Annotated in this window: 21 protein-coding genes; 11 read left to right on the top strand and 10 right to left on the bottom strand. The window is 68.1% G+C overall.

Annotated elements, in window-relative coordinates:
- Together sphst_RS14815 and sphst_RS14810 are read left to right on the top strand one after the other, a co-directional pair.
- Positions 1-800 (top strand): ATP-binding cassette domain-containing protein (locus sphst_RS14815; RefSeq protein ID WP_159043661.1); only part of this gene is annotated, 800 nt, incomplete at its 5' end.
- An 87-nt stretch (positions 801-887) separates the two neighbouring features.
- Positions 888-1,142 (top strand): hypothetical protein, encoded by a 255-nt coding sequence (locus sphst_RS14810; protein ID WP_031393487.1) that lies wholly within the window; start codon positions 888-890, stop codon positions 1,140-1,142.
- Between the two features lie 42 nt (positions 1,143-1,184).
- On the opposite strand, the gene sphst_RS14805 is transcribed toward sphst_RS14810, so the two are convergent.
- Genes sphst_RS14805 through sphst_RS14785 form a run of 5 tightly spaced genes read right to left on the bottom strand, consistent with a single transcriptional unit; the run spans position 1,185 to position 8,873 of the window.
- A complete protein-coding gene (locus sphst_RS14805) occupies positions 1,185-1,994 on the bottom strand; it encodes an ATP-binding protein (RefSeq protein WP_031393486.1) in 810 nt (269 codons plus the stop codon).
- A 38-nt stretch (positions 1,995-2,032) separates the two neighbouring features.
- Entirely contained in the window at positions 2,033-4,048 is a 2,016-nt protein-coding gene (locus sphst_RS14800) for a tetratricopeptide repeat protein (RefSeq protein ID WP_107045763.1), read from the bottom strand.
- The gene (gene prsR / locus sphst_RS14795; protein WP_199849000.1) at positions 4,041-5,420 is read right to left on the bottom strand and encodes a PEP-CTERM-box response regulator transcription factor; all 1,380 of its coding nucleotides are present in this window, start codon (positions 5,418-5,420) and stop codon (positions 4,041-4,043) included. Before prsR ends, sphst_RS14800 begins: the two co-directional genes overlap by 8 nt.
- Positions 5,417-7,477, bottom strand: coding sequence for an XrtA/PEP-CTERM system histidine kinase PrsK (gene prsK / locus sphst_RS14790; RefSeq protein WP_031394277.1), 2,061 nt, complete (start codon positions 7,475-7,477; stop codon positions 5,417-5,419). Before prsK ends, prsR begins: the two co-directional genes overlap by 4 nt.
- 7 nt (positions 7,478-7,484) lie before the next feature.
- Positions 7,485-8,873 (bottom strand): TIGR03013 family XrtA/PEP-CTERM system glycosyltransferase, encoded by a 1,389-nt coding sequence (locus tag sphst_RS14785; protein ID WP_107045761.1) that lies wholly within the window; start codon positions 8,871-8,873, stop codon positions 7,485-7,487.
- Between the two features lie 161 nt (positions 8,874-9,034).
- Between sphst_RS14785 and sphst_RS14780 the strand changes: the two genes are divergently transcribed.
- Complete coding sequence (locus sphst_RS14780) at positions 9,035-10,111, top strand: mannose-1-phosphate guanylyltransferase/mannose-6-phosphate isomerase (RefSeq protein ID WP_081877566.1); 1,077 nt, start codon at positions 9,035-9,037, stop codon at positions 10,109-10,111.
- Between the two features lie 198 nt (positions 10,112-10,309).
- Here the strand turns inward: sphst_RS14780 and groL are convergent, their stop codons facing one another.
- The 3 genes from groL to sphst_RS14765 form a co-directional block, all read right to left on the bottom strand.
- On the bottom strand, positions 10,310-11,956 hold the full coding sequence (gene groL, locus sphst_RS14775; RefSeq protein ID WP_031394280.1) for a chaperonin GroEL: 1,647 nt from the start codon (positions 11,954-11,956) through the stop codon (positions 10,310-10,312).
- A gap of 103 nt (positions 11,957-12,059) precedes the next feature.
- A complete protein-coding gene (groES, locus tag sphst_RS14770) occupies positions 12,060-12,347 on the bottom strand; it encodes a co-chaperone GroES (protein ID WP_031394281.1) in 288 nt (95 codons plus the stop codon).
- Between the two features lie 126 nt (positions 12,348-12,473).
- Positions 12,474-13,880, bottom strand: coding sequence for an MATE family efflux transporter (locus sphst_RS14765; RefSeq protein ID WP_325049496.1), 1,407 nt, complete (start codon positions 13,878-13,880; stop codon positions 12,474-12,476).
- A 784-nt stretch (positions 13,881-14,664) separates the two neighbouring features.
- Between sphst_RS14765 and sppA the strand changes: the two genes are divergently transcribed.
- Entirely contained in the window at positions 14,665-16,539 is a 1,875-nt protein-coding gene (sppA, locus tag sphst_RS14760; protein ID WP_056409227.1) for a signal peptide peptidase SppA, read from the top strand.
- Positions 16,539-17,132, top strand: a complete 594-nt coding sequence (locus sphst_RS14755; protein ID WP_042466732.1) for a GNAT family N-acetyltransferase — start codon at positions 16,539-16,541, stop codon at positions 17,130-17,132. Before sppA ends, sphst_RS14755 begins: the two co-directional genes overlap by 1 nt.
- Before the next feature lie 7 nt (positions 17,133-17,139).
- Here sphst_RS14755 and sphst_RS14750 read toward each other — a convergent pair whose 3' ends face one another.
- Positions 17,140-17,781, bottom strand: a complete 642-nt coding sequence (locus tag sphst_RS14750) for a trimeric intracellular cation channel family protein (protein ID WP_107045759.1) — start codon at positions 17,779-17,781, stop codon at positions 17,140-17,142.
- A gap of 351 nt (positions 17,782-18,132) precedes the next feature.
- Between sphst_RS14750 and sphst_RS14745 the strand changes: the two genes are divergently transcribed.
- The 3 genes from sphst_RS14745 to sphst_RS14735 all read left to right on the top strand — a co-directional run bounded on the left by sphst_RS14745 (position 18,133) and on the right by sphst_RS14735 (position 19,415).
- Positions 18,133-18,441, top strand: a complete 309-nt coding sequence (locus sphst_RS14745; protein WP_031395929.1) for a glycine zipper 2TM domain-containing protein — start codon at positions 18,133-18,135, stop codon at positions 18,439-18,441.
- 88 nt (positions 18,442-18,529) lie between these two features.
- Positions 18,530-18,955 carry an OsmC family protein gene (locus sphst_RS14740; protein WP_031395930.1) on the top strand — a complete coding sequence of 142 codons (426 nt, stop codon included), beginning with the start codon at positions 18,530-18,532 and terminating at the stop codon, positions 18,953-18,955.
- 13 nt (positions 18,956-18,968) lie between these two features.
- Complete coding sequence (locus sphst_RS14735) at positions 18,969-19,415, top strand: hypothetical protein (protein ID WP_107045758.1); 447 nt, start codon at positions 18,969-18,971, stop codon at positions 19,413-19,415.
- Between the two features lie 17 nt (positions 19,416-19,432).
- Here the strand turns inward: sphst_RS14735 and sphst_RS14730 are convergent, their stop codons facing one another.
- Positions 19,433-19,714: a hypothetical protein gene (locus sphst_RS14730; RefSeq protein ID WP_325049494.1), complete on the bottom strand. Its 282-nt coding sequence runs from the start codon at positions 19,712-19,714 to the stop codon at positions 19,433-19,435.
- Between the two features lie 48 nt (positions 19,715-19,762).
- On the opposite strand from sphst_RS14730, the gene sphst_RS14725 reads away from it, so the two are divergent.
- From sphst_RS14725 to sphst_RS14715, 3 genes are all read left to right on the top strand, one after another.
- Positions 19,763-20,512, top strand: coding sequence for a hypothetical protein (locus sphst_RS14725; protein WP_107045757.1), 750 nt, complete (start codon positions 19,763-19,765; stop codon positions 20,510-20,512).
- An 87-nt stretch (positions 20,513-20,599) separates the two neighbouring features.
- Positions 20,600-20,974, top strand: coding sequence for a fluoride efflux transporter CrcB (gene crcB, locus sphst_RS14720; protein WP_031441014.1), 375 nt, complete (start codon positions 20,600-20,602; stop codon positions 20,972-20,974).
- Complete coding sequence (locus tag sphst_RS14715; protein WP_107045756.1) at positions 20,971-22,269, top strand: RluA family pseudouridine synthase; 1,299 nt, start codon at positions 20,971-20,973, stop codon at positions 22,267-22,269. Before crcB ends, sphst_RS14715 begins: the two co-directional genes overlap by 4 nt.
- Positions 22,270-22,274 lie beyond the last annotated feature (5 nt).

Genomic DNA, 22,274 nt, shown 5'->3' with positions numbered 1-22,274 from the left:
TGCTGACCGGCGAGATCCAGCCCGACAGCGGCTCGATCAAGCTCGCCCAGACGCTCGACGCGGTCGTGATCGACCAGCAGCGCAGCCTGATGGCGCCTGAAAAGACGGTCCGCGAGGTCGTCGTCGATGGCGGCGAATGGATCGACGTGCTTGGTGTGCGCAAGCACATCCACGGGTATCTCAAGGAATTCCTGTTCGACCCGAACATGGTGGACGCCAAGATCGGGTCGCTATCGGGTGGCGAGCGATCGCGGCTGCTGCTCGCGCGCGAATTCGCCAAGCCGTCGAACCTGCTCGTGCTCGACGAGCCGACCAACGATCTCGACCTCGAAACGCTCGACCTGTTGCAGGAGGTGATCGGCGATTATGACGGCACCGTCCTGATCGTCAGCCATGATCGCGACTTTCTCGACCGGACCGTGACGATCACGCTCGGGCTCGACGGGTCCGGGACCGTCGATGTCGTCGCCGGCGGATATGAGGACTGGGAAAAGCGCCGTGCGACCCAGACCAGTGGCAAGCGGGCCTCGAAGAAGGTTGCCGCGACCGCGCCGCCGGCCCCCGCGCCGCGCGCGAAACTGACCTACAAGGATCAGCGCGATTATGAATTGCTCCCCAAGCGGATCGAGGCGCTTGACGCCCAGATCGCGAGCGATGCCGCAAAGCTTGCTGCGCCGAACCTGTACATGCGCGACAATGCGACCTTCGCCAGGCTGACCGCCGCGATCGAGGCGGCGCGCGCCGAAAAGGAGGCTGCGGAACTCCGCTGGCTCGAACTGGCTGAGCAGGTTGGCGAATAGCGGCGGCTAAACCGTTCCGAACCATTTGGAACTTGACACATGTTACTGCGTTGCAGCATCCCGCCATTGTACGTTTTGGAGAGTCTTATGAAGCTGAAGAACCTGACCGGTAGCGCGCTCGCTATCGCTATGATGTCCACGTCGGTTGCAGCCGTTGCTGCGCCTGCCAACCCTGCGTCGAGCCTGTCGGTTTCGAAGGCACGCGTCGGTTCGGCAACGACCGGCAAGAACAAGGCTGCAGGCGCTGGCGTGATCGCCGGCCTGATCGCAGCTGGCGTCGTTGCGATTGGCGTTGTCGCCATCGTCAAGGACGACAACGACAACGATTCGGACAGCAACTAAGCTGTTCTGTGGGTCGGCGCTTCGGCGCCGGCCCTTTTTACGTTATTTGCTGATCGCGCGCCGGGACCGCCCCGCTAGATCAACGATATACTGCCAGCCAACACGCCCGGAACGACTTCCCCGCTGCGTTGCCCATGTCAGGGCCTCGTCGGGCCGAAATGGCAGATCGTGTAGCGCCGCATAGCCCGCGACGATCGCCAGATAGCCGTCCTGATCGACGGCATGAAACCCCAGACTGAGTCCGAACCGATCCGCCAGCGCCAGTTGGTCGTCGATCGAATCGCGTGGATTGATGGCGCTTTCCTGTTCGGCCATATCGCGTGGCGCCAGATGCCGGCGGTTCGCCGTCACGGCCAGACGCACATTGGCGGGACGTGGCTCTGCACCGCCTTCGAGCACGGATCTCAGCACACGCGCCTCGGACGGAGTATCGATGCCGAGATCGTCGACGAAGACGATGAAGGCGCGATCCACAGGTGCCAGCATCGCGAACAGGTCCGGCAGCGCGGTCATGTCGGCGATCTCGATCAGCGCGACATCGCGCTGTTCGGCCTGGACCGCGGCGACGACGCTTTTCACCAGCGCCGATTTACCGGTACCGCGCGCGCCCCATAGCAGCACGTCATGCGCCGCGTGGCCGTGGGCGACCCGCCGGACCATGTCCAGCAGCAGGTGCTTCTGCCGATCGATACCTATAAGCAGATCGAGCGGCAGCGGGGCGAAACCGCGGATCGGGACAAGCGCCCGGTTGCGCCACACATAGGCGGGAAACGCCAGACAGTCCGCTACTGGCGGCGGCGGCGGCGAGAGGCGTTCGAGGGCGGCGGCGATCCTGTCGAGCGGGTCGGTCATCGCGCGGTCATGACGACACCGCCGCCGTGCGACAAGGTCTAACGGAGCTGGGCGAGATGGCTGGCGATGGCGCGATCCCCGGGGGCCAGCGCCACCGCCTTGGTCAGCACCTGCCGCGCACCGTCCAGCTTGCCCACGCCCGCCAGCGCGATGCCATAGGCGTCGGTCGCCGCTGCATTCATCGGCGCAAGCGCATGGGCGGCGCGCGCATAGCGAAGCGCTGCCGTATCTGCGCCGTCACGCGGCGCCGCCCCGGCATAGGCGCGCGCGAGATCTGTCAGCAGCCCCGCGTCACGATTGCCGATCCGCCTGCGCACCGCTTCGAGCGTCTCGATCGCCGCGGTCCAGTTGCCCGCCATCACGTGCCAATGGCCAAGGATGCGCTGGCCGGTCAGGCTCTGCGGATTTTGCGAAAGATACAGGGCCAGCGCGGTCGATGCCTGGCGCTGTCGCGAGACCCGGCTCAGAGCATCGACCAGGCGCAGCATCGTCGGTTCGTCGAAGCTGAGATCCGCGGCGCGCGCATAGAGCGGTGCAGCGTCCGCGTAACGTCCCGCCACCGCGAAGGTGTCGCCCAGCGTCGACTGGGCGGCGGGCGCGCCGGGGCTTGCCCGCGCAAGGCTGCGCGCGCGGGCAAGCGCATCACCCGGCGCGCGCGCCTGAATCCGGCCACGGATCGCCGCCAGCAGCGCGCCCGGATCCCCCGGGGCCTGCAGGATCGCGGCGTCGAGCGTGCCGACCTGATCGTCGATCGCGAAGGCCGTCGCCATCCCGGTGGCACCCCGGTTGGCGCGATCGAGATCCTGCGCCACAGCATCGTGCTCCCGGTCCGTCGTTGCGGTCGCGGCCGCCGCACGCGCGAAAAGCACGAGCGCATAGCTGTCGGCGTCATCACGGGTGACGATCGGCCTCAGCACCTCCTGCGCGCCGCGCGGATCACCCGACCGCAGCAGTGCGGCCCCCAACAGCCGGCGCATGCTGACATTGAGCGGCTGTTGCCGCGCGAGGCCACGCCACATCGCGCCGGCCTGTTCGAACCGCCCCTCGGTATAGTCGAGCGCACCGCTGAGCAGGATCGCGCCGGGCAGGCTGTCGATCGCCCCGCCGGTCTTCTGGAGCAACCCGCGCGCGAGATCGGTCCGGCCCGCGCGCGCCGCGAGCACCGCCTGGAGATACAGCGCCTGCGGGCTGCCGGGTCGAGCCCGCTGCGCGCGTCGCGTCGCCGCCAGCATGGCGCGATATCGCCCGGCATCGCCGAGCGTGGCGGCATATTCGATCAGCGCCGGATGATAATAGGCATCGCGTGCAAGCGCGCGTTCGAACCAGGGGAGTGCTGCGACTAGGCCGTAGCGCCGTCGGACAATCTCGCCCTGCAACGTCAGCGCCGCGGGCTCATCCGGCAACAGCGCGACCGCACGCGTCGCAGCATCCGCGGCGGTACCGACATCGCCCATAGCCAGCGCCACGCGGCCCAGCGCGGTCCAGCTGCGCCCGTCGCGCGGCTGCTCTGCCACCAGCCGGCCAAGATCGGCGCGGGCCGCAGCGCCGTTACCAAGCAGCGCCAGCGCCGCGGCGCGGATGCGGCGGGCATAGGCGGCCTGGCGCGGTGCGGCGCGGTCGGCCGCCTCGATCGCACCGACCGGATCATTCTGGAGCAGCCGCGCCTGCGCCTGGAACGGGTAGAGCGTGGCGATCGCAATGCCGGTATCGCGCGCGCGGGTCAGTTCGGCCTCGGCTGCGAGCCCGTCTCCCAGTTCGAGCAGGGCGCGTGCAAGGTCGACATGCGCAGGCCCGTTCGACGGCGCCGCCGCGATCGCCGCCTGCGCATTGGACCGGGCCGCGCTGTAATTGCCCGACTGCAACGTGATCCGCGCGTCGCGGAGCAAGCGTCGCGCATCGGGGGGATCGCGCCGCAGCGTCAGCAGCGTCGCCGTCCCCGCGACGGCCAGCACGAGCAGCCCGATCGCCAGCAGACGGGCATGGCTCCGCGTGAACACACGCCGGCGCCGGCGCGCGCGTCCGCGGCGCAACAGCGGATATCGCGGGTCACGCATGGAGATCGTAGCTTTTCAGCAGATCGTACAGCGTCGGCCGGCTGATCCCGAGCAGCCTGGAGGCGCTCGAGATATTGCCCCCGGCACGGCTCAACGCGCGACGGATGGCCTTGCGATCCGCCACCTCCCTCGCCGCCCGCAGGTTCAGCCCGTCGGCCGTGTCGGCGGTACCGCCGAGGTCGAGATCGGCAGCGGTAATCAGCTTGCCGTCGGCCATGATCACCGCGCGCTTGATCCGGTTTTCGAGCTCGCGGACATTGCCCGGCCAGCTCCAGCCATCGATCGCCGCGCGCGCATCGGGGGCGAGGCCGGTCACGCCGGCATTCATCGTCCTGGCGTACTTCGCCAGAAAATGCCGCGCGAGCAGCCCCGCGTCGCCGCTGCGCTCGGCCAGCGAAGGGATCCGCACGACGATTTCCGCCAGCCGATAATAGAGATCCTCACGAAAACGTCCCGTCGCGACCATCGCGTCGACATCCTGATGCGTCGCGCAGACGATCCGCGTGTCGACCGGGATCGCCTTGCGGCCGCCGACCCGCTCGATCACCCGTTCCTGCAGGAACCGCAACAGTTTGACCTGCAGCGTCAGCGGCACGTCGCCGATCTCGTCGAGGAACAGCGTGCCACCCGCCGCCTGTTCGATCTTGCCCTCGGTGGTCTTGATCGCGCCGGTGAACGCCCCCTTTTCATGACCGAACAGCTCGCTTTCGAGCAACGTCTCGGGAATCGCTGCGCAGTTGATCGGGACGAACCTGCCCCGCGCGCGCGGCGACGCATCATGGATACCGCGCGCGAGCACTTCCTTGCCCGTTCCGCTCGCGCCCAGCAGCATCACCGCCACATTGGCGGGCGCGACCCGTTCGAGCGTCCGCGTCACCAGCGCCATTTCGGGCGAGGCAGCGATCACGCCGCCAAATCCCGTCCCGCTCGCTGCTACCCGCGCCGCAAGCCGCCGGTTTTCCGCCTCGAGGCCATGGACGTGGAACGCACGTGCGACGATCATCCCGAGCACGTCGATATCGATCGGTTTGGCATAGAAATCCCACGCCCCCTCCGCGATCGCGGTCAGCGCGCTTTCGCGTGCACCGTGCCCGGACGCGATAATCACCTTGGTATCGGGTTTCAGCGCGAGGATTTCGCGCAGCGTCGCAAAGCCTTCGGTGACGCCGTCGGGATCGGGCGGCAGGCCGAGATCGAGCGTGACGACGGCGGGTTCGTGCGCACGAACCGCTTCGATCGCGGTGGCGCGGTCGCTGGCGACGACGATATCATAGCCCTCATACGCCCAGCGCAGCTGTCGCTGCAGCCCGAGATCGTCCTCGACGATCAGAAGCACCGGGCGCGCCTCCACAGGGGATGCCGATGCGCTCATGCCGCCGCCTCCATCGCATCGGCCGCCGGCAACGATATGCGGAACCGCGTCCCCTCACCTTCCCGGCTGAAGACATCGAGCGATCCGCCCATCGCCTCGACCAGTTGCAGTGCTTCGAACGCGCCGATCCCGAACCCCAGCGGCTTGGACGAGGCGAACGGCCGGAACAGCTGATGGCGGACGAAAGCAGGGCTCATCCCGGACCCCTGGTCGATCACGTCGATCGCGATGGTCGCGCCGTTTGCCGTGACCGCGACGACGATCGAAGCGTCGCGGTCGCTCGCTTCGATCGCGTTCTGGATCAGGTGGCCGAGCACCTGTTCGAGCCGTGCCGCCTGCGCCCGGGCGAGCACCTGTCCGGTTGCCTGTGCCGCGATCGGATGCTGTGCGCGACGCGCGCCGACGACGCGGTTGACCAGCGCTGCGACATCGACCGGCTGGAACGGCTCGCTGGGGGCCGCGTGCGTTTGTGAAAGCCGGGCGAGCAGCGCATTCATGCGATCGGCGGAGTCCTGGAGTGTGGCGACCATGTCGACGCGGAACGCCGGATTGTCGGCGTGACGCTCTGCGTTGCGCGCAACCAGCGTCAACTGGCTGACGAGATTCTTGATGTCGTGCAGGATGAACGCGAAGCGGCGGTTGAACTCGTCGAACCGCTGCGCGTCCGCGAGCGCGGCATGCGCGCGGTCCTCGGCAAGGTAGCTCGCCGCCTGCCGGCCCGCGACCCGCAACAGGTCGAAATCCTCCCAGTCCAGCGCGCGATCGACCGGCGGACGGGCGAGGATGATCGCGCCGACCAGTGCACCGCCATGCACCAAAGGGACGATCGCCCAGGCCGCGGGGCACGCGCTGAGCCAGTGCGGCACGCTCGCGATTTCGTCCGCCGGCGCCGTGCCGCGTCGTACGGGGTCGAGTTCGATGATCCGCGGGCTGAGACGAAGACGTTCGGCCAGCGCCCGATCCGACATCGGTGCCGGCGCCGTTGCCATCTCCCAGTTCCAGGCGGCGGCGCTGCTCATGCCGAGGCCGTCGGGGACGAGCAAGAGACCGCCCGGGCTGTCGGTCAGGTCCGCCACCGCCTTCACGATGCGCCCGTCGAGCGGCGCGGCGCCGTCGCCCGGTGCGCCCAGCGTCTCGGTGAAACGCTGCCACTCTGCGCGATAATCATAGCGATGGCGAAAGAGGTGCTTGGCGATCTTCACCTTCGCCCATGCGCGCAGCCACGACGTCGCCAGCAGCCCGAACAGCGCGGCGGTCGCACCGCAGATGATCGCGGTCTGGATCAGCCGCGCATGATCGCCGCCATAGGCGTCGGCGACGCTGGTCGCGACGGCGGTGATCCCGACATAGCTGATCACCGCGATCGCGCCGAGCGACCGAGTGGCGACGCGCCGCGACACCGCGAACGTCCAGTCACCGCGACGGGTGACCGCGACCAGCAGGAGCAGCGCCATGCCGATCATCGCGACACCGCGTGCGGCAACGATCACGGGCGTCCAGCGCGGCGCGACATAGGCGCTGACAGCCAGCAGCAGATCGACGCTCCACATGATCGTGACCGCGACCACGACCAGCCGTCCGCCGTGCCACGCCGCGTCAGGCGAGGCCCGTGCCGCCTGATGCAGATGATGGACCAGCACCAGCGCGCTGATCGCCACCATCATCCCGAAAACCAGCCGCGCCGACTCGGTCTGTGCCTGCGCATCGGCATCCATCGGCACCAGTTCGACGACTGCGAGCAACGCGCTGATCACCGCGATTGCCACGACGGTGCCATAGACAGCACCCAGCGCACGATTGCCGGTGCGTTCCCGGCGTACCAGCGCGAACATGAAGCCGAGCCAGGCGATGGTACGCGCACTCTCGGCGATCCGGGTGCTGACATCGCGAAAGTCGATGCCCGACACGGCCAGCGCCCAGAGCGTCGTCAGGACGAGCGGGCCGACAAAGGCCGCGTTCGACCAGCTGCCGGCCGGCCGCTGCGCCTGCCTGAACACGAGCGCGCCGAACAACAGCGCGGCCAGCGCGTGCGTCCACAGGATCAGCAGCGCGATCATGCCACGCTCAGCGCGCGCCGGTCGGCCACAGGACGACCCGGAGCGTCTGCAAAAGGATCAGCATGTCGAGAAAGGGCGAATAATTCTTGGCGTAATACAGATCATATTCGAGCTTGTGCCGCGCATCCTCGATCGATGCGCCGTAAGGATAATTGATCTGCGCCCACCCCGTGATCCCCGGCTTCACCATGTGACGCTCGGCATAATAAGGCAGCTGAGTTTCGAGTTCGTCGACGAATTGCGGCCGTTCGGGGCGCGGACCGACAAAGCTCATCTCGCCGCGGAGCACGGTCCAGGTCTGCGGCAGTTCGTCGATGCGGACCTTGCGGATGAAGCGGCCGATCCGCGTGATCCGGGGATCGTCCTCCGCCGCCCAGACCGCCTTGCCCGCAATCTCGGCATCCTGCCGCATCGAGCGGAGCTTCAGGATGTCGAACCCCTGATTATACAGGCCGACGCGCCGCTGACGATAGAAGGCGGGGCCGCGCGACTCGAGCTTGATCGCAAGCGCGGTGACCAGGATGACCGGCAGCGTGGCCGCGAGCAGGATCAGGCTGGCGACGATGTCGAACGCGCGCTTGAACACGCTCGACAGCATCCGGCCACTGGCGAAACCGTCGGAAAAGATCAGCCAAGACGGGTTCACGCTGTTAAGATCGATCCGCCCGGTCTCGCGTTCGAGAAAGGTCGAAATCTCGATGACCTGGACGCCGGTCGTGCGGACACGGAGCAGATCCTTGAGCGGCAGCGCGTTGCGCCGTTCTTCGAGCGCGAGGACGACCTCGCCTGCGTTCAGGTCGACGATATGCGCCGCCAGGTTCGGAATGTCGGCGCGCGGAACTGCGCCGTCGACCACCGCCTCCGCCTCGCCCATCGCGACGAAGCCCGCTGCGACGAAGTTGATCCCGGGCTGCTGCGAGAGCGCGAGGATGCGTGCGGCACGATGGCCCGCGCCGAGCACGACGACCCGTCGCTTGAACGTGTCGCCGCCCAGAGCGCGGCCGAGCACTGCGCGGACCGTCACCAGCAGGACTGCGGCGATCAGCGTCGCATAGAGCAGGTTCGACCGCCAGAAGGTGAGCGCGGGGACCAGGAAGAAGATCAGCGACTGGAAGATCACGCCGAGCGAGAAGGCGACCGCGAGCCGCGCGGCGGCGAACCGCAGCGAGAGGAAGGAGGCGACGCCATAGGCGCCGACCGCGACCAGCGCGATCTGCAACGCCGCGGCGAAGGTCGCGAGCTGGAGCACGCGCGTGTGGATCGGCTCGACCGCCATGCCGATCTGATGCGCGCGGACCACCCACCCGATTTCCCCCGCCACGACCAGCAGCACGGCGTCGACGATGCCGAGCAGCAGCACCGCATAGGGGACGTAGTGTTTGAAGAGCCTGATCATCGTTCGGCGGGATCCCGACAGGGTGACTGTAAACGCACCCGACACCTAGCTGTCTCTTTGCACCAATTCGCAAACAAAGGCTGAAGACCGCGCGCTGGCGGGGTGGTTTGCGATTGGAAGTCCCGGATTGGTCGTTATACGGTCTCCCGAGTGGAGGTCGCATGACAGTTCGAACGATTATACCCGTGATTCTGTCCGGCGGTTCCGGCACCCGGCTGTGGCCGATGTCGCGTCCCGAAATGCCCAAGCAGATGCTCGCGCTGACCGCGGAGCAGACCATGTTGCAGCTGACGGCAGGCCGCGCGCAGGGCGAACGCTTCGCCGCGCCGATCGTCGTCGCCAACGCCGCGCACGCCGATCTGGTCGAAGCGCAACTGCAGGACGCCGGCGCCGAGGCACAGGCGCTGATCCTTGAGCCGATGGGCCGCAACACCGCGCCCGCGATCGCACTGGCGGCGATCGCCGCGGGCGAGACCGGTGCCGGCAGCGGCGACGCGCTGCTCGTGATGCCGTCCGATCACGTCATCGCCGATCTGCCCGCCTTCCACGCCGCGATCGCCGCGGCGCTGCCGATGGTGGCGCAGGGCTGGCTGGTGACGTTCGGCATCGCCCCCGACGCGCCTGAAACCGGCTATGGCTGGATCCAGGTCGGCGAGGAGCTGGCCGCGGGGGTCCACCGCGTCGCGCGCTTCGTCGAGAAGCCGCCGCTCGACAAGGCGGAGGCGATGCTGGCTTCGGGTGACCATGCGTGGAATGGCGGCATCTTCCTGTTCCGCGCCGATGCCTATCTCGCTGCCCTTGCGCAGCATGATCCCGGCATCCTGGTCGCGACGACGGATGCGATGAAGCTCGCCCGCCGCGAAGGCACGCGGGTCTATCCCGATGCCGAGGCCTTTGCCGCATCGCCCGATGATTCGATCGACTATGCGGTGATGGAAAAGGCCGACCGCGTTGCGGTGGTGCCGGTGGCGATGGGCTGGAACGACGTCGGCAGCTGGGACGCGCTGCATGCGATCAGCGCGCGCGACGCGGACGGCAATGCGCATCGGGGCGATGGCGACGGCAGCGTGCTGGCGATCGACACCAAGAACTGTCTGGTGCGCAGCGACGGCGTCAAGGTCGCGCTGGTCGGGGTCGAGGACCTGATCGTGGTGGCGAGCGGCAACGACGTGCTGATCATGCCGCGGGGTCGCAGCCAGGAAGTGAAGAAGCTGATCGCGGCGATGAAGACCCGCTGAGGCTTTTTCGGCAATAGTGAGAACGGACAAAGGGCCGGGGATCGCTCCCCGGCCCTTTTGCTTTGGGTCGTCTTGGTCGGAACGGAGGACCGGCTGAGCAGGCCCTTTTCGTCGGACGGGACTGGAGGCTTTCGCCGTCCAGCCCGCCGGCCGTTCTGATCCTGTGTCCGGGGCAGGTTGCCCTGCCCCGGTCCAAGATCAGAAGTCCATGCCGCCCATGCCGCCCATGCCGCCGCCGCCGCCCATGGGCATGGCGGGCTTGTCTTCGGCCATTTCGCTCACGGCCGCTTCGGTCGTGATCAGCAGGCCTGCGACCGATGCCGCGTTCTGCAGCGCGGTGCGGACGACCTTGGTCGGATCGATCACGCCGGCTTCCACGAGGTTCTCGTAGGTGTCGGTCGCGGCGTTGAAGCCGATGTTCGAGTCGTTGCCGTCGAGCAGCTTGCCCGAAACCACCGCACCGTCATGACCCGCATTCTGCGCGATCTGGCGAACCAGAGCGGTCAGCGACTTGCGGACGATGTCGATACCGCGCGTCTGGTCCTCGTTCGCACCGGTCAGGCCGTCGAGCACCTTGGTCGCGTACAGCAGCGCCGTACCACCACCGGGGACGATGCCCTCTTCGACGGCTGCGCGGGTTGCGTGCAGCGCGTCGTCGACGCGGTCCTTGCGCTCCTTGACTTCGACTTCCGACGAACCGCCGACCTTGATCACGGCAACGCCGCCGGCGAGCTTGGCAAGACGCTCCTGGAGCTTCTCCTTGTCATAGTCGCTGGTGGTGTTCTCGATCTGGCGACGGATCGCTTCGGTACGGCCCTTGATCGTCTCGTGATCGCCGGCACCGTCGACGATGACGGTGTTGTCCTTGTCGATCGTGACGCGCTTGGCGGTGCCGAGCATGCCGAGCGTGACGGTCTCGAGCTTGATGCCGAGGTCTTCCGAGATCATCTCGCCCTTGGTCAGGATCGCGATGTCCTCGAGCATCGCCTTGCGACGATCACCGAAGCCCGGTGCCTTGACCGCTGCGACCTTCAGGCCGCCGCGCAGCTTGTTGACGACGAGCGTGGCGAGTGCCTCACCCTCGATGTCCTCGGCGATGATCAGGAGCGGACGACCCGACTGGACGACGGCTTCCAGGATCGGGAGCATCGCCTGCAGGTTCGACAGCTTCTTCTCGTGGATCAGGATGTAGGGATCCTGAAGCTCGACGGTCATCTTCTCGGGGTTGGTGATGAAGTAGGGCGAGAGATAGCCGCGGTCGAACTGCATGCCTTCGACGACGTCGAGCTCGAATTCGAGACCCTTGGCTTCCTCGACGGTGATCACGCCTTCCTTGCCGACCTTCTCCATGGCTTCGGCGATCTTCTCGCCGACTTCACGGTCGCCATTGGCCGAGATGATGCCGACCTGCGCCACTTCCTTCGAACCCGAAACCGGCTTCGAACGCGCCTTGACGTCCTCGACGACCTTGACGACGGCGAGATCGATGCCGCGCTTCAGATCCATCGGGTTCATGCCCGCTGCGACCGACTTCATGCCCTCGCGGACGATGGCCTGCGCCAGGACCGTCGCGGTGGTCGTGCCGTCACCGGCGATGTCGTTGGTCTTCGAGGCCACTTCGCGCAGCATCTGCGCACCCATGTTCTCGAACTTGTCCTTGAGCTCGATCTCCTTGGCGACGGTGACGCCGTCCTTGGTGATGCGCGGTGCGCCGAAGCTCTTGTCGATGACGACGTTGCGGCCCTTGGGCCCCAGGGTCACCTTGACCGCGTCGGCGAGGATGTCGACGCCGCGGAGGATGCGCTCGCGCGCGTCACGACCGAATTTTACGTCCTTGGAAGCCATGTCAGCTACCCTTTCAAACGAATGTTGTGAATGTTGAGACGAAAACGGTATTTTTGAGCGCGGTCCGGACCAGCCTCAAGGGGCGGTCCAGGCCACGTCGGCGTCAGCCGACGATGCCCAGAATGTCCGATTCCTTCATGATCAGCAGATCTTCGCCGTCGACCTTGACCTCGGTGCCCGACCACTTGCCGAACAGGATCTTGTCGCCAGCCTTGACGTCGAGCGGGGTGATCGTGCCGTTCTCGGCGCGGGTCCCGGTGCCGATGGCGACGACTTCGCCTTCCTGCGGCTTTTCCTTGGCGGTGTCGGGGATGATGATGCCGCCAGCCGTCTTCTCTTCGGCTTCGAGGCGCTTCACCAGCACGCGGTCGTGCAACGGACGAAAGTTCATGGGATCCATGTCCTTTAGGTTTGTGACAGATTTCTGGCACTCGACGATATCGAGTGCCAACAGCCGTCATATGTGCCGCGTCCCCGGCATCGTCAACGGGCGCCCGATCGAAAATCGCGTCAATCGTTACATTCCGCGGGTCAGGACGAGCCCCAGCCGATCACGCCGCGACCAGCGCCACAGCAGCAGCACGGACACGACCGCGAGGCCTGCGAACAGCCCCCACCACACCCCCTCGCCCGCAAGCGACGTGCGGAAGCCGAGCAGGATCGCGGTCCCGAAGCCGATCACCCAATAGCCGAACAGCGCGATCAGCATCGGCGTCCGGGTATCCTGCAACCCGCGCAGCACGCCCGCCGCGACCGCCTGCGCGCCGTCGACGAGCTGGAACACCGCGGCCACGCCGAGGAACCGCAGCGCGAGCGCGACGACGACCGCGTTCTGCGGCAGGTCGGGATCGACATAGACGCCGATCATCAACCGCGGCACCGCCCAGATCAGCAGCGCGCTGGCCGCCATGAAGCCGATCCCGACGACCAGCGCGACATTGCCCGCGCGGGTGATCCAGACCCGGTCCTGCGCGCCGTACGCCATGCCGACGCGGATCGTCGCGGCCTGCGCGACGCCGAACGGGACCTGGAACGCGACCGCGGCGATGTTGAGCGCGATCGCATGCGCCGCGACCTCCGCGACGCCGATCAGCCCCATCAGCAGCGCCGCGCCGCCGAACAGCGCGCCCTCGAAGATCCAGGTCAGCATGATCGGCGTGCCGAGCCGGACGATCTCGTGGAAGCGCGACCATTCGGTCCGCCACCAGCGGCCGAACAGGTGGAAGCGCCGCAGCCGCCGGTCGGTCGTCAGGATCACGCCATAGGCGATCATCATCACGCCGAGGCTGGCGACGCTGGCGAGCGCCGAGCCCTCCAGCCCGAGCGCGGGGAAGCCGAGATTGCCGAACACCAGCAGCCAGTTGCCCGCGATCCCGACGAGCAGCGACAGGCCGGTGACGAGAAACGCCCAGCCCGGCCGGCCGAGCGCCGCCGCCGCGGTGCGCATGACGCCCGCGAGCACGCCGGGCAGCAGCGCAAAGGCGATGATCGTCATGAACCGGCCGGCGCGGCGCGCGACCTCCGGGTCCTGGCCGGCGAGCCGCATCAGCGTTTCGCCCTGCGTGAGAATCAGGATGACGGGGAGCGAACCGAGGATCCCGAGCCACAGCGCCATCCGCACGCTGCGCCGGACCTCGCGCACCGCATGCGCGCGGCGGCCGAGTTCGGCGGCGATCAGCGGCGCCGCTGCGCTGGTCAGCCCGATCAGCGCGAACATCAGCAGGTTGAAGACGAACACGCCGAGCGTCGCGGCGGCAAGATCGACCGTGCCGAGCCGCGCGACGAAGATCACGTCGACCGCGGACACCGCCATCTGGATCAGGTTCGCCCCGACCAGCGGCGTGGCAAGCCGCAGCAGCGCGCGAAACTCGGCGCGGGCATCGACGGGCGCCGGGCCGGTGGCGATGGGAACGGGTTCGATCACCCGGCCGCCCCTAGCGGGATTTGCGGCGTGGGACACCTGGGATCTGTGCGGGTGGTGCGCGAGGGCGCGCGGCGGGGCGCGGGCGGGCTGGCGGGGCTGGCTGGCCAATGGATTGGTCTTTTTGGGGAAGATCGGGGTCGGCGGTCCCCGCCTCCGCCCCGCCCCCGTCATCCTGACGAAAGTCAGGATCCAGGGTTGCGGGGCGCTGTCCTACTTGGCTCTGAATCCTGACTTTCGTCAGGATGACGGGATTGGGGTGGCGGTGCGGCGTGATGGGGCGGCGGTTTGTGCGGAAGGGCGGTGGGGTTGAACGGGGTTGGTGTCCCTGCCCTTCCCGTCCGTCATCCTGACGAGAGTCAGGATCCGGGGTTGCGCGGCGCTGTCCTGCTTGGCTCTGGATCCTGACTTTCGTCAGGATGACGGAATTGGGGTGGGGGTGCGGTGTGATCGGGGCGGCGGTTTGCGTGGAGAGCGTTGCGGCGGGCGGGGTTGGCGGCCCTGCCCTTTCCGTCCGTCATCCTGACGGAGGTCAGGATCCAGGGTTGCGGGGCGCTGTCCTGCTTGGCTTTGGATCCTAACTTTCGTCAGGATGACGGGCTGGGGTGGCGGTGCGCGCGGGGCCGTGGCGGCGGAGCGGTGCCGGCGCGCGCGGAGCGATGCCGGAGGGCGACCGCCGTGCGAAAGATAAGCGTATTGCTCCCGCATGACACACGCGGCTATCGTCGATGTGAACCGGCGTTGCCGGCATCGCACCAACCGGCCGTGCCGGTATGAGGAGACGCAGGTGAAGCTGGTACGCGGCGCATGGAAGCTGTTGGTCGGGATCAAGGATGCACTCGTCCTGATCGCGATGCTGCTGTTTTTCGGTCTCGTTTTCGCGGCGCTCAACGCGCGGCCGGGGACCAAGGCGATCAAGGACGGCGCGCTGGTGCTCGACCTGAACGGCTCGATCGTCGAGCAGCCCGCCGAACCCGCCGCCTTTGCCGCGCTGTCGGGACAGAATACGCCGAAGCAGTTCCGCCTGCGCGACGTGGTGCGCGCGATCGATACCGCGCGGACCGATGGCCGGGTGAAGGCGCTGGTGCTCGATCTCGACGGCTTTACCGGGGCCTATCCCGCCGCGCTGGGCGAGATCGGCGACGCGATCGCGCGCGTCCGCGCCGCCAAGAAGCCCGTGCTCGCCTATGCGACGGCCTATACCGACGGCAGCTACCGGCTGGCGGCCAATGCGAGCGAGGTCTGGGTCAATCCGCTGGGCGGCACGCTGTTCATGGGGCCGGGCGGCAACCAGCTTTACTATAAGGGGCTGATCGACAAGCTGGGCATCACGACGCATGTCTACCGCGTCGGCCGCTACAAGTCGTTCGTCGAGCCCTATACGCGCACCGACCAGAGCGACGATGCGCGCGCGGCGAGCCAGGCGCTGTACGGCACGCTGTTCGACCAGTGGCGCGAAGCGGTCGCCAAGGCCCGCCCCAAGGCGCAGATCGCGCAGTTCCTCGCGCGTCCCGACGCACTGGTGCTCGCCGCCAATGGCGACATCGCGACCGCGAACCTGCGCGCAGGGATCGTCGACAAGCTCGGCGACCGGACCGCGTTCGGCAAGCGCGTCGCCGCGATCGCCGGCGCCGACACGAGCAAGCCTGCGGGCAGTTTCAACACCATCACCTATGATTCCTGGGTCAAGGCCAATCCCCTGCCGACCGGCGGCGACGCGATCGGCGTGCTGACCGTGGCGGGCGACATCGTCGACGGCGAAGGCGGCCCCGGCACCGCGGCGGGCAAGACGATCGAGAAGGCGATGCTCGACGGGCTCGCCAAGAAGAACCTCAAGGCGCTGGTCGTGCGCGTCGATTCGCCGGGCGGATCGGTGCTCGCGTCCGAACGGATCCGGCTCGCGATCCTCGAGGCCAAGAAGAAGGGCCTGCCGGTGGTCGTGTCGATGGGCGGGCTCGCCGCGTCGGGCGGATACTGGGTGTCGACGCCCGCCGACGTGATCTTCGCCGAACCCGGCACGATCACCGGGTCGATCGGCATCTTCGGGATCATCCCGACGTTCGAGACCGCACTCGCCAAGATCGGCGTCACCACCGACGGCGTGAAGACGACGCCGCTGTCGGGGCAGCCCGACATCACCGCCGGCACGACCCCGATGTTCGACACGCTGATCCAGGCGGGGATCGAGAATGGCTATCGCCAGTTCATCGCGCGCGTCGCCGCGTCGCGCAAGCTGAGCCCGGCGCGGGTCGACGCGATCGGCCAGGGCCGCGTCTGGGATGGCGGCACCGCGCGCCAGATCGGGCTGGTCGACCGGTTCGGCACGCTGAAGGACGCGATCGCCGAGGCCGCCCGCCGCGCCAAGCTCGATCCGGCCAAGATCCATGCCGAATATCTCGAAAAGCCGCCGGGCGTCCTTGCCCAGCTCGCCGCCGGTTTCGACACGGGCGACGACGACACCACGACCGGCAGCGACGCGTTCGGCCGGATCGCGCTCGACCGCCGCCAGATGGTCGCGCGTGCGGTCGGCGACATGAAGCGGCTGGCGACATCGGGCTCGATCCAGGCACGCTGTCTCGAATGCGGCGGCATCGGCCCGAGTGCCGGCGACGGCGGCGACGCGCGGCTGCTCGACCTGCTGCTCGCGCGGATCGGCCTGTAATGCCGGGCGCGTCGCCCGCGATCGGGACGGCCGGGGCCATCACGATCCGGGCGGCGCGACCCGAAGACGCCGCCGCGATCGCCGCGATCTATGCGCCGCACGTGCTGGTGGGGACGGTCTCGTTCGAGACCGACGCGCCCGACGCACGGCAGATGCGGACGCGGATGGCGGCATCGGACGGGCTCTATCCCTGGCTGGTCGCGACGGTGGGGGATGCGGGCGGGGTGATCGCGTTCGGCTATGCCGGACGGTTCCGCGAGCGCGCCGCCTATCGCTTCGTCGTCGAGACCACGGTCTATGTCGCGGATGCGGCGCAGCGCCAGGGCGCGGGGCGGCTGTTATATGAGGCGCTGATCGACACGCTGCGCGCGCAAGGCTTCACCCAGGCGATCGGGGTGATCGCGCTGCCCAATGACGGATCGATCCGGCTGCACGAATCTGTCGGGTTCCGCCGCGCCGGGGTCTACCGCGCGGTCGGGTACAAGAACGGCCAGTGGATCGATGTCGGCCACTGGCAATGCGCGCTGAACGATGCGGCGGTGCCACCGGTCGAGCCGCGCCGCTTTGCCGAGGTCGGCGTCGTGCGCGGCTGACTGCGGACTAGCGGCGTGCGCGATAGGCGGGCAGCGCGAGGTGGAAGCGGATCGCGGCGGCGCGCAGGCTGAACCCCGCGCTCGCCGCGACGACCGCGGACCAGCCGATCGGCACGCCCAGCAGCACCAGCCCGACATAGCTCGCCGCGGCGAGCGCCGCCGCGGTGACATAGAGTTCGGGACGCATCAGGATCGAGGGTTCGCCCGCGAGCACGTCGCGGATGATCCCGCCGAAACAGGCGCTCATCACCCCCATCAGCACGGCGGGGACGGGCGGCACGCCGTAACCGAGCGCCTTGGCCGCGCCGAACACCGCATAGGCGGCGAGCCCGATCGCATCGAACCAGCCCAGCGCCTCGTCGCGCCACCAGCGTTCGGGCGTGATCCAGATCACCAGCGCGACGATCAGGCACATGCTGGCGGCGCGCGCGTCGTGCACCCAGAAGACCGGCGCGTCGATCAGCAGGTCGCGCACCGTGCCCCCACCGACCCCGGTGATCAGCCCGAAGAAGATCGCGGTGACGACGGTCTGCCCGCGCTTGGCCGCAGCGAGCGCGCCCGAGGCGGCGAACACCGCGAGCCCGGCGAGATCGAGCCAGCGCGCGGCGGCGGGAAGGACGTCGGGCGACAGGATCGTGACGGGCAGCATCCCCCCGGCCTAGCCGCTGTGGCGCGCGACACAAGCGAGGCCGCACCCGCGACCGGATTTTGCGCGATTTCCCGATTGATGACGAACTTATCCACAGGCGGGGATAATTTTTTGTGGATAACGGGGAAAAGTGCCCGGACAGCCCGTTTGCGGGGCGCAATTTTGCCGGTTCTTATCCTTTTGTGCACAGCCTGTGGATAACTTGCTGTGGATAACGGGGACAGATTGCTGTGCCTGCACGACCCAGGATGCCCGGAGCGAAGATGAACGCGACGTTGTTTTGGGTTCATGCAACCGGGGGTAAACGCCGGCCGTTACGGACACAGATCATTACAAACGGGAGTAGATTTTATGCGTAAGTTGATCATGGCACTCAGCGCGACCGCCCTCGTCCTGCCGACGCTCACGGTGCCGATCTCGGCTGCGGATGCGCAGCGCGGCAAGCGCGAATGGCGCGGTCGCGACGGCCGGACCTATTGCAAGAAGAGCAACGGCACGACCGGCACGATCATCGGCGGCGTCGGCGGCGCGCTCCTCGGCCGCACGGTCGACACGCGCGGGGACCGCACGGTCGGCACGCTCGGCGGCGCGGTCCTGGGTGGCCTGGCCGGTCGCGCGATCGACAAGGGCACGAGCAACAATAATCGTCGTTGCCGCTAAACCACGCACCGCATTGCGGACTGATGCGTTGAAGGGGGGCGTCGCGGGAAACCGCGGCGCCCTTTTTCATGTTTCGAAGGATCCGATGATGACGACACGCAGCGGTTCGGCCAGCTATGAAGGCCTTGGCAAGAGCGGCAAGGGCCATGTCTCGACGCAGTCGGGCGTTTTGTCCGACTCGCCGTACGGCTTCAACACGCGGTTCGAGAACGAGCCCGGCACCAACCCCGAAGAACTGATCGCCGCCGCGCATGCGAGCTGCTTCACCATGGCGCTGAGCTTCGCGCTCGCGGCCAAGGGCTATGAGGCGGGCACGCTCGAGACGAGCGCGAAGGTGACGCTCGACAAGGATGGCGACGGGTTCAAGATCACCAAGTCGGCGCTGACGCTGAACGCGAAGGTCGAGGGCATCTCGGCCGACGAGTTCGCGACGATCGCGGCGGACGCCAAGGCGAACTGCCCGGTGTCGAAGGTGCTGAATGCTGACATCACGCTCGACCACACGCTTGCCTGATCGACGCGCCGGCATGCGGATCGCCGCGACCGTCGCCCTCGTCCTGCTCGGTGCGGGGCTCGAGGCGGGGGTCGCTGGTGCCGCCGCGGCCGGTGCACAGACGATCGCCGGCGGCGCACGACGCGACGCCGGCGACTGGCAGCGATACCGCGCCTATGATCATGATCGCCCCGAACCGGGGCAGCGCGGCTATTCCGCGGACCGGTATTTTCGCGATGCCCGCTATTATGCGGTGCGCCGGCTGAGTCGGGCGGATCGGCTGTATCGCGGCGCCGATGGTCGCTATTATTGCCGCCGCGAGGACGGGACGACCGGGCTGATCACCGGCGGGCTGGCCGGCGGCGTGCTCGGCAACATTGTCGCGCGCGGTGAGTCACGGCTGATCGGCACGCTGGTCGATACGCGCGGCGGCGCGCTGCCCGGCCGGTCGGTCGATCGCGGCCGGATCCGCTGCCGCTGACCCCAAGACTCCTGCGATCAGATGATGCCGCCGCCGAGCATCAGCCGCAGCGTGAAGATGATGATCAGCACGATGTTGAGATTGCGCCCGGCATTGCTCGACGACAGTGCCCCGACCGCAGCACCGACGATGCCGATCGGGATGACCAGCCAGTTCATCCAGCCGAGCAGCGGGAAGAAGGCGACGAGACCCAGCGCGAGGGTGACGAGGCCGATGAGGATCGAGACGAGGTTGAGCATGACCCGGACATGGCGTCTCGGCAGGTCGCAGGCAAGATCGCGGGCCGGCCGGCCGCGCATACCGCGACAACGCTTTCTTCATCCGCGCTCCGGCATTGATGGCGGGTGATGACCCGTTCCGCCCGCATGATCCGCCTGCCCGCTCTGGCGCTTGCCCTGCCGCTCGCGCTGATCGCATGCGGCGAGCCCGCGGTCGATCAGCAGGACCCGACGAGCCTCGAAGCGGCGTTGAGCAACGGCAATGCGGGCGACCCGGCGCTGAACGCCGCGCTCGCGGGTCAGATCATGGTCGACCCGACGCTGACGCAATCGTCGAACGACGACGCGATCCGCCCGCCGCCCGAACCGATGGGCGGGGCGATGCCACCCGAGGAAGCAGGCCGCCGCGCCGATACGGTCGATCCGCGCACGCTGAAACGCGCGCCCGCTGCTGCCGGTGACTGTCCCGCCTGCCGCCAGGCCGACGCGGCGCTGACGCTGGGCGCGCTGGCCGAGCGGCAGACGTTTCCGAACGCGGCGGCGTGCGCGCGGACGATCGGCTATTCCGCGCTCTGGGCGAATCGCCTGGCCGCCGACCTGCCGCTCTATCCCGATGCGCAGCTGTCGGAGGCGGCGGGTTCCGACCAGGCCGGCTGCCGGCTGCGCGTCGTGCATTTTTCGAGTCGGGCGACGCCGCAGCGGCTGCTCGACTTCTATTATACGCGCACCGCCGACACGGGCTATTCGGCCGACCACCGCAGCGATGGCCGCCGGCACGTGCTCGGCGGTATGCGCGGCGGCGATGCCTATAGGGTGTATGTCACGCCGCGCATGGGGGGCGTCAGCGACGTCGATCTGGTCTCCAACGCCGGGCACTGAGCGACGCCGCCGTGTCCAAGGGCGAGCGCCGCGCATGCCCGTCAAGCGCGGCTTTCCGTTTTCCGCGATTCGCGCTAGGGCGCGGGCATGTCTCCCCTTCTCTATGTCATGGTCGGTGGCGCGGTCGGATCCGGCGCGCGCTATCTGACCGGGCGCGCGATGACCGCGCTGCTCGGTGCCGGCTATCCGTTCGGCACGCTGGCGGTGAACCTTGTCGGCGGGCTGCTGATGGGCGTGCTCGTCGGCGTGCTCGCGCGCCATTCGGCGCCCGAGGGCTGGCGACTGCTGCTCGGCGTCGGCGTGCTCGGCGGGTTCACGACCTTTTCCTCCTTCTCGCTCGACGTCGTCACGATGATCGAGCGTGGCGCGCCGGGCCTCGCGCTCGGCTATGTTCTGGTGTCGGTGATCGGTTCGATCGCCGCGTTGTTCGCGGGTCTCTCCGCAGTAAGGGCCGTCGCATGACTGCGGGCAAACACGATAGCGATACGAATTTCCGCGAGTTCAACGTCGGGTTCGACGATGACGGCATCCGGCTGGACCGGTGGTTCAAGCGGCATCTGCCCGAGACGAGCTTCACGACGGTGGCGATGTGGGCGCGGACCGGCCAGCTGCGCGTCGACGGCGCGCGCGCGACGCCCGGCGACCGGATCGCCGCGGGCCAGATGCTGCGCGTGCCACCGCCCGAGGCGGACAAGGCCACCGCCGACGTCGACGCGCCGCGGCGCGTGCGCGAGCGGGTGATCCTGTCGGACGAGGAGACCGAAGCCGCGCAGGCGATGGTCATCCACAAGGATTTCCAGGCGTTCGTGCTGAACAAGCCGCCGGGTCTGGCGACGCAGGGCGGCACCAAGACGACGCAGCATGTCGACGGGCTGCTCGATGCGCTCCAGTATGACAATGAGGGCCGGCCGAAGCTGGTCCACCGGCTCGACAAGGATACGTCGGGCGCGCTGCTGGTGGCGCGGACGAGCCGCGCGGCGGCGTTCTTTGCCAAGGCGTTTTCGGGGCGGACTGCGCGGAAAGTCTATTGGGCGCTGGTGGTCGACGTGCCGTCGATCGAGGACGGCATGATCGAGCTGCCGATCGGCAAGCAGCCCGGCACCGGCGGCGAGAAGATGCATGTCGACGAGGCCGAGGGCGCGCCCGCGCGGACCCGGTACCGCGTGATCGAGCGCGCGGGCAACCGCGCCGCCTGGGTCGAGCTGCAGCCCTTTACCGGTCGCACGCACCAGCTGCGCGTCCACATGGCGGCGATCGGCCATCCGATCGTCGGCGACGGCAAATATGGCGGCGCGGCGGCGTTCCTGACCGGCGGGATCTCGCGCAAGATGCATCTGCATGCGCGCCGCATCAAGGTGGACCATCCCGATGGCGGGTCGATCGACGTGACCGCCGAACTGCCGACGCATTTTGCGGAAAGCCTGAAGCAGCTGGGCTTCGAGGAGTCGCTCGGCAACGCGCTGGTGCTCGACGAGAAGACCGCGCCGTCGCGCGAGGAGATCAAGTCGCGCGCCAGGGCGCATGCCAAGTCGGTGCGCAAGGAACGCCGCGGCGAACGGCGCGGGCGCGGTGTGGTCGAGGAGAAGACGGCGGGGGGCAAGCCTGCGGGGCCGAAGACGGGTGGTTCGCGGACCGGCGCGGGGTCGAAATTCGGCGCGCCCAGGAGTGGGCCGCGGGTCGAGGGTGCCAAGCCTGGTGGCCGGGGTCGTCCGGGGGGGAAGCCGAGTGGGCCTAGGAGCGGGCCTGGGTCGCGGTGATCTAG

The sequence above is a fragment of the Sphingomonas sp. STIS6.2 genome (genome assembly GCF_000732685.2).
GTDB classification, from domain to species: domain Bacteria; phylum Pseudomonadota; class Alphaproteobacteria; order Sphingomonadales; family Sphingomonadaceae; genus Sphingomonas; species Sphingomonas aerolata.
This window is presented reverse-complemented; position numbering and strand designations above follow the sequence as displayed.

What these genes read in the sequence shown, in the direction of transcription:
- sphst_RS14805 (WP_031393486.1), bottom strand. Translation starts at nt 1,994, where the DNA reads ATGACCGACCCGCTCGACAGGATCGCCGCCGCCCTCGAACGCCTCTCG.
- prsR (WP_199849000.1), bottom strand. Translation starts at nt 5,420, where the DNA reads ATGAGCGCATCGGCATCCCCTGTGGAGGCGCGCCCGGTGCTTCTGATC.
- sphst_RS14715 (WP_107045756.1), top strand. Translation starts at nt 20,971, where the DNA reads ATGACTGCGGGCAAACACGATAGCGATACGAATTTCCGCGAGTTCAAC.
- sphst_RS14740 (WP_031395930.1), top strand. Translation starts at nt 18,530, where the DNA reads ATGACGACACGCAGCGGTTCGGCCAGCTATGAAGGCCTTGGCAAGAGC.
- sphst_RS14745 (WP_031395929.1), top strand. Translation starts at nt 18,133, where the DNA reads ATGCGTAAGTTGATCATGGCACTCAGCGCGACCGCCCTCGTCCTGCCG.
- groES (WP_031394281.1), bottom strand. Translation starts at nt 12,347, where the DNA reads ATGAACTTTCGTCCGTTGCACGACCGCGTGCTGGTGAAGCGCCTCGAA.
- sphst_RS14810 (WP_031393487.1), top strand. Translation starts at nt 888, where the DNA reads ATGAAGCTGAAGAACCTGACCGGTAGCGCGCTCGCTATCGCTATGATG.
- sphst_RS14800 (WP_107045763.1), bottom strand. Translation starts at nt 4,048, where the DNA reads ATGCGTGACCCGCGATATCCGCTGTTGCGCCGCGGACGCGCGCGCCGG.
- sphst_RS14725 (WP_107045757.1), top strand. Translation starts at nt 19,763, where the DNA reads ATGACCCGTTCCGCCCGCATGATCCGCCTGCCCGCTCTGGCGCTTGCC.
- sphst_RS14735 (WP_107045758.1), top strand. Translation starts at nt 18,969, where the DNA reads ATGCGGATCGCCGCGACCGTCGCCCTCGTCCTGCTCGGTGCGGGGCTC.
- crcB (WP_031441014.1), top strand. Translation starts at nt 20,600, where the DNA reads ATGTCTCCCCTTCTCTATGTCATGGTCGGTGGCGCGGTCGGATCCGGC.
- sphst_RS14785 (WP_107045761.1), bottom strand. Translation starts at nt 8,873, where the DNA reads ATGATCAGGCTCTTCAAACACTACGTCCCCTATGCGGTGCTGCTGCTC.
- sphst_RS14750 (WP_107045759.1), bottom strand. Translation starts at nt 17,781, where the DNA reads ATGCTGCCCGTCACGATCCTGTCGCCCGACGTCCTTCCCGCCGCCGCG.
- sphst_RS14730 (WP_325049494.1), bottom strand. Translation starts at nt 19,714, where the DNA reads ATGCGCGGCCGGCCGGCCCGCGATCTTGCCTGCGACCTGCCGAGACGC.
- prsK (WP_031394277.1), bottom strand. Translation starts at nt 7,477, where the DNA reads ATGATCGCGCTGCTGATCCTGTGGACGCACGCGCTGGCCGCGCTGTTG.
- sphst_RS14755 (WP_042466732.1), top strand. Translation starts at nt 16,539, where the DNA reads ATGCCGGGCGCGTCGCCCGCGATCGGGACGGCCGGGGCCATCACGATC.
- groL (WP_031394280.1), bottom strand. Translation starts at nt 11,956, where the DNA reads ATGGCTTCCAAGGACGTAAAATTCGGTCGTGACGCGCGCGAGCGCATC.
- sphst_RS14780 (WP_081877566.1), top strand. Translation starts at nt 9,035, where the DNA reads ATGACAGTTCGAACGATTATACCCGTGATTCTGTCCGGCGGTTCCGGC.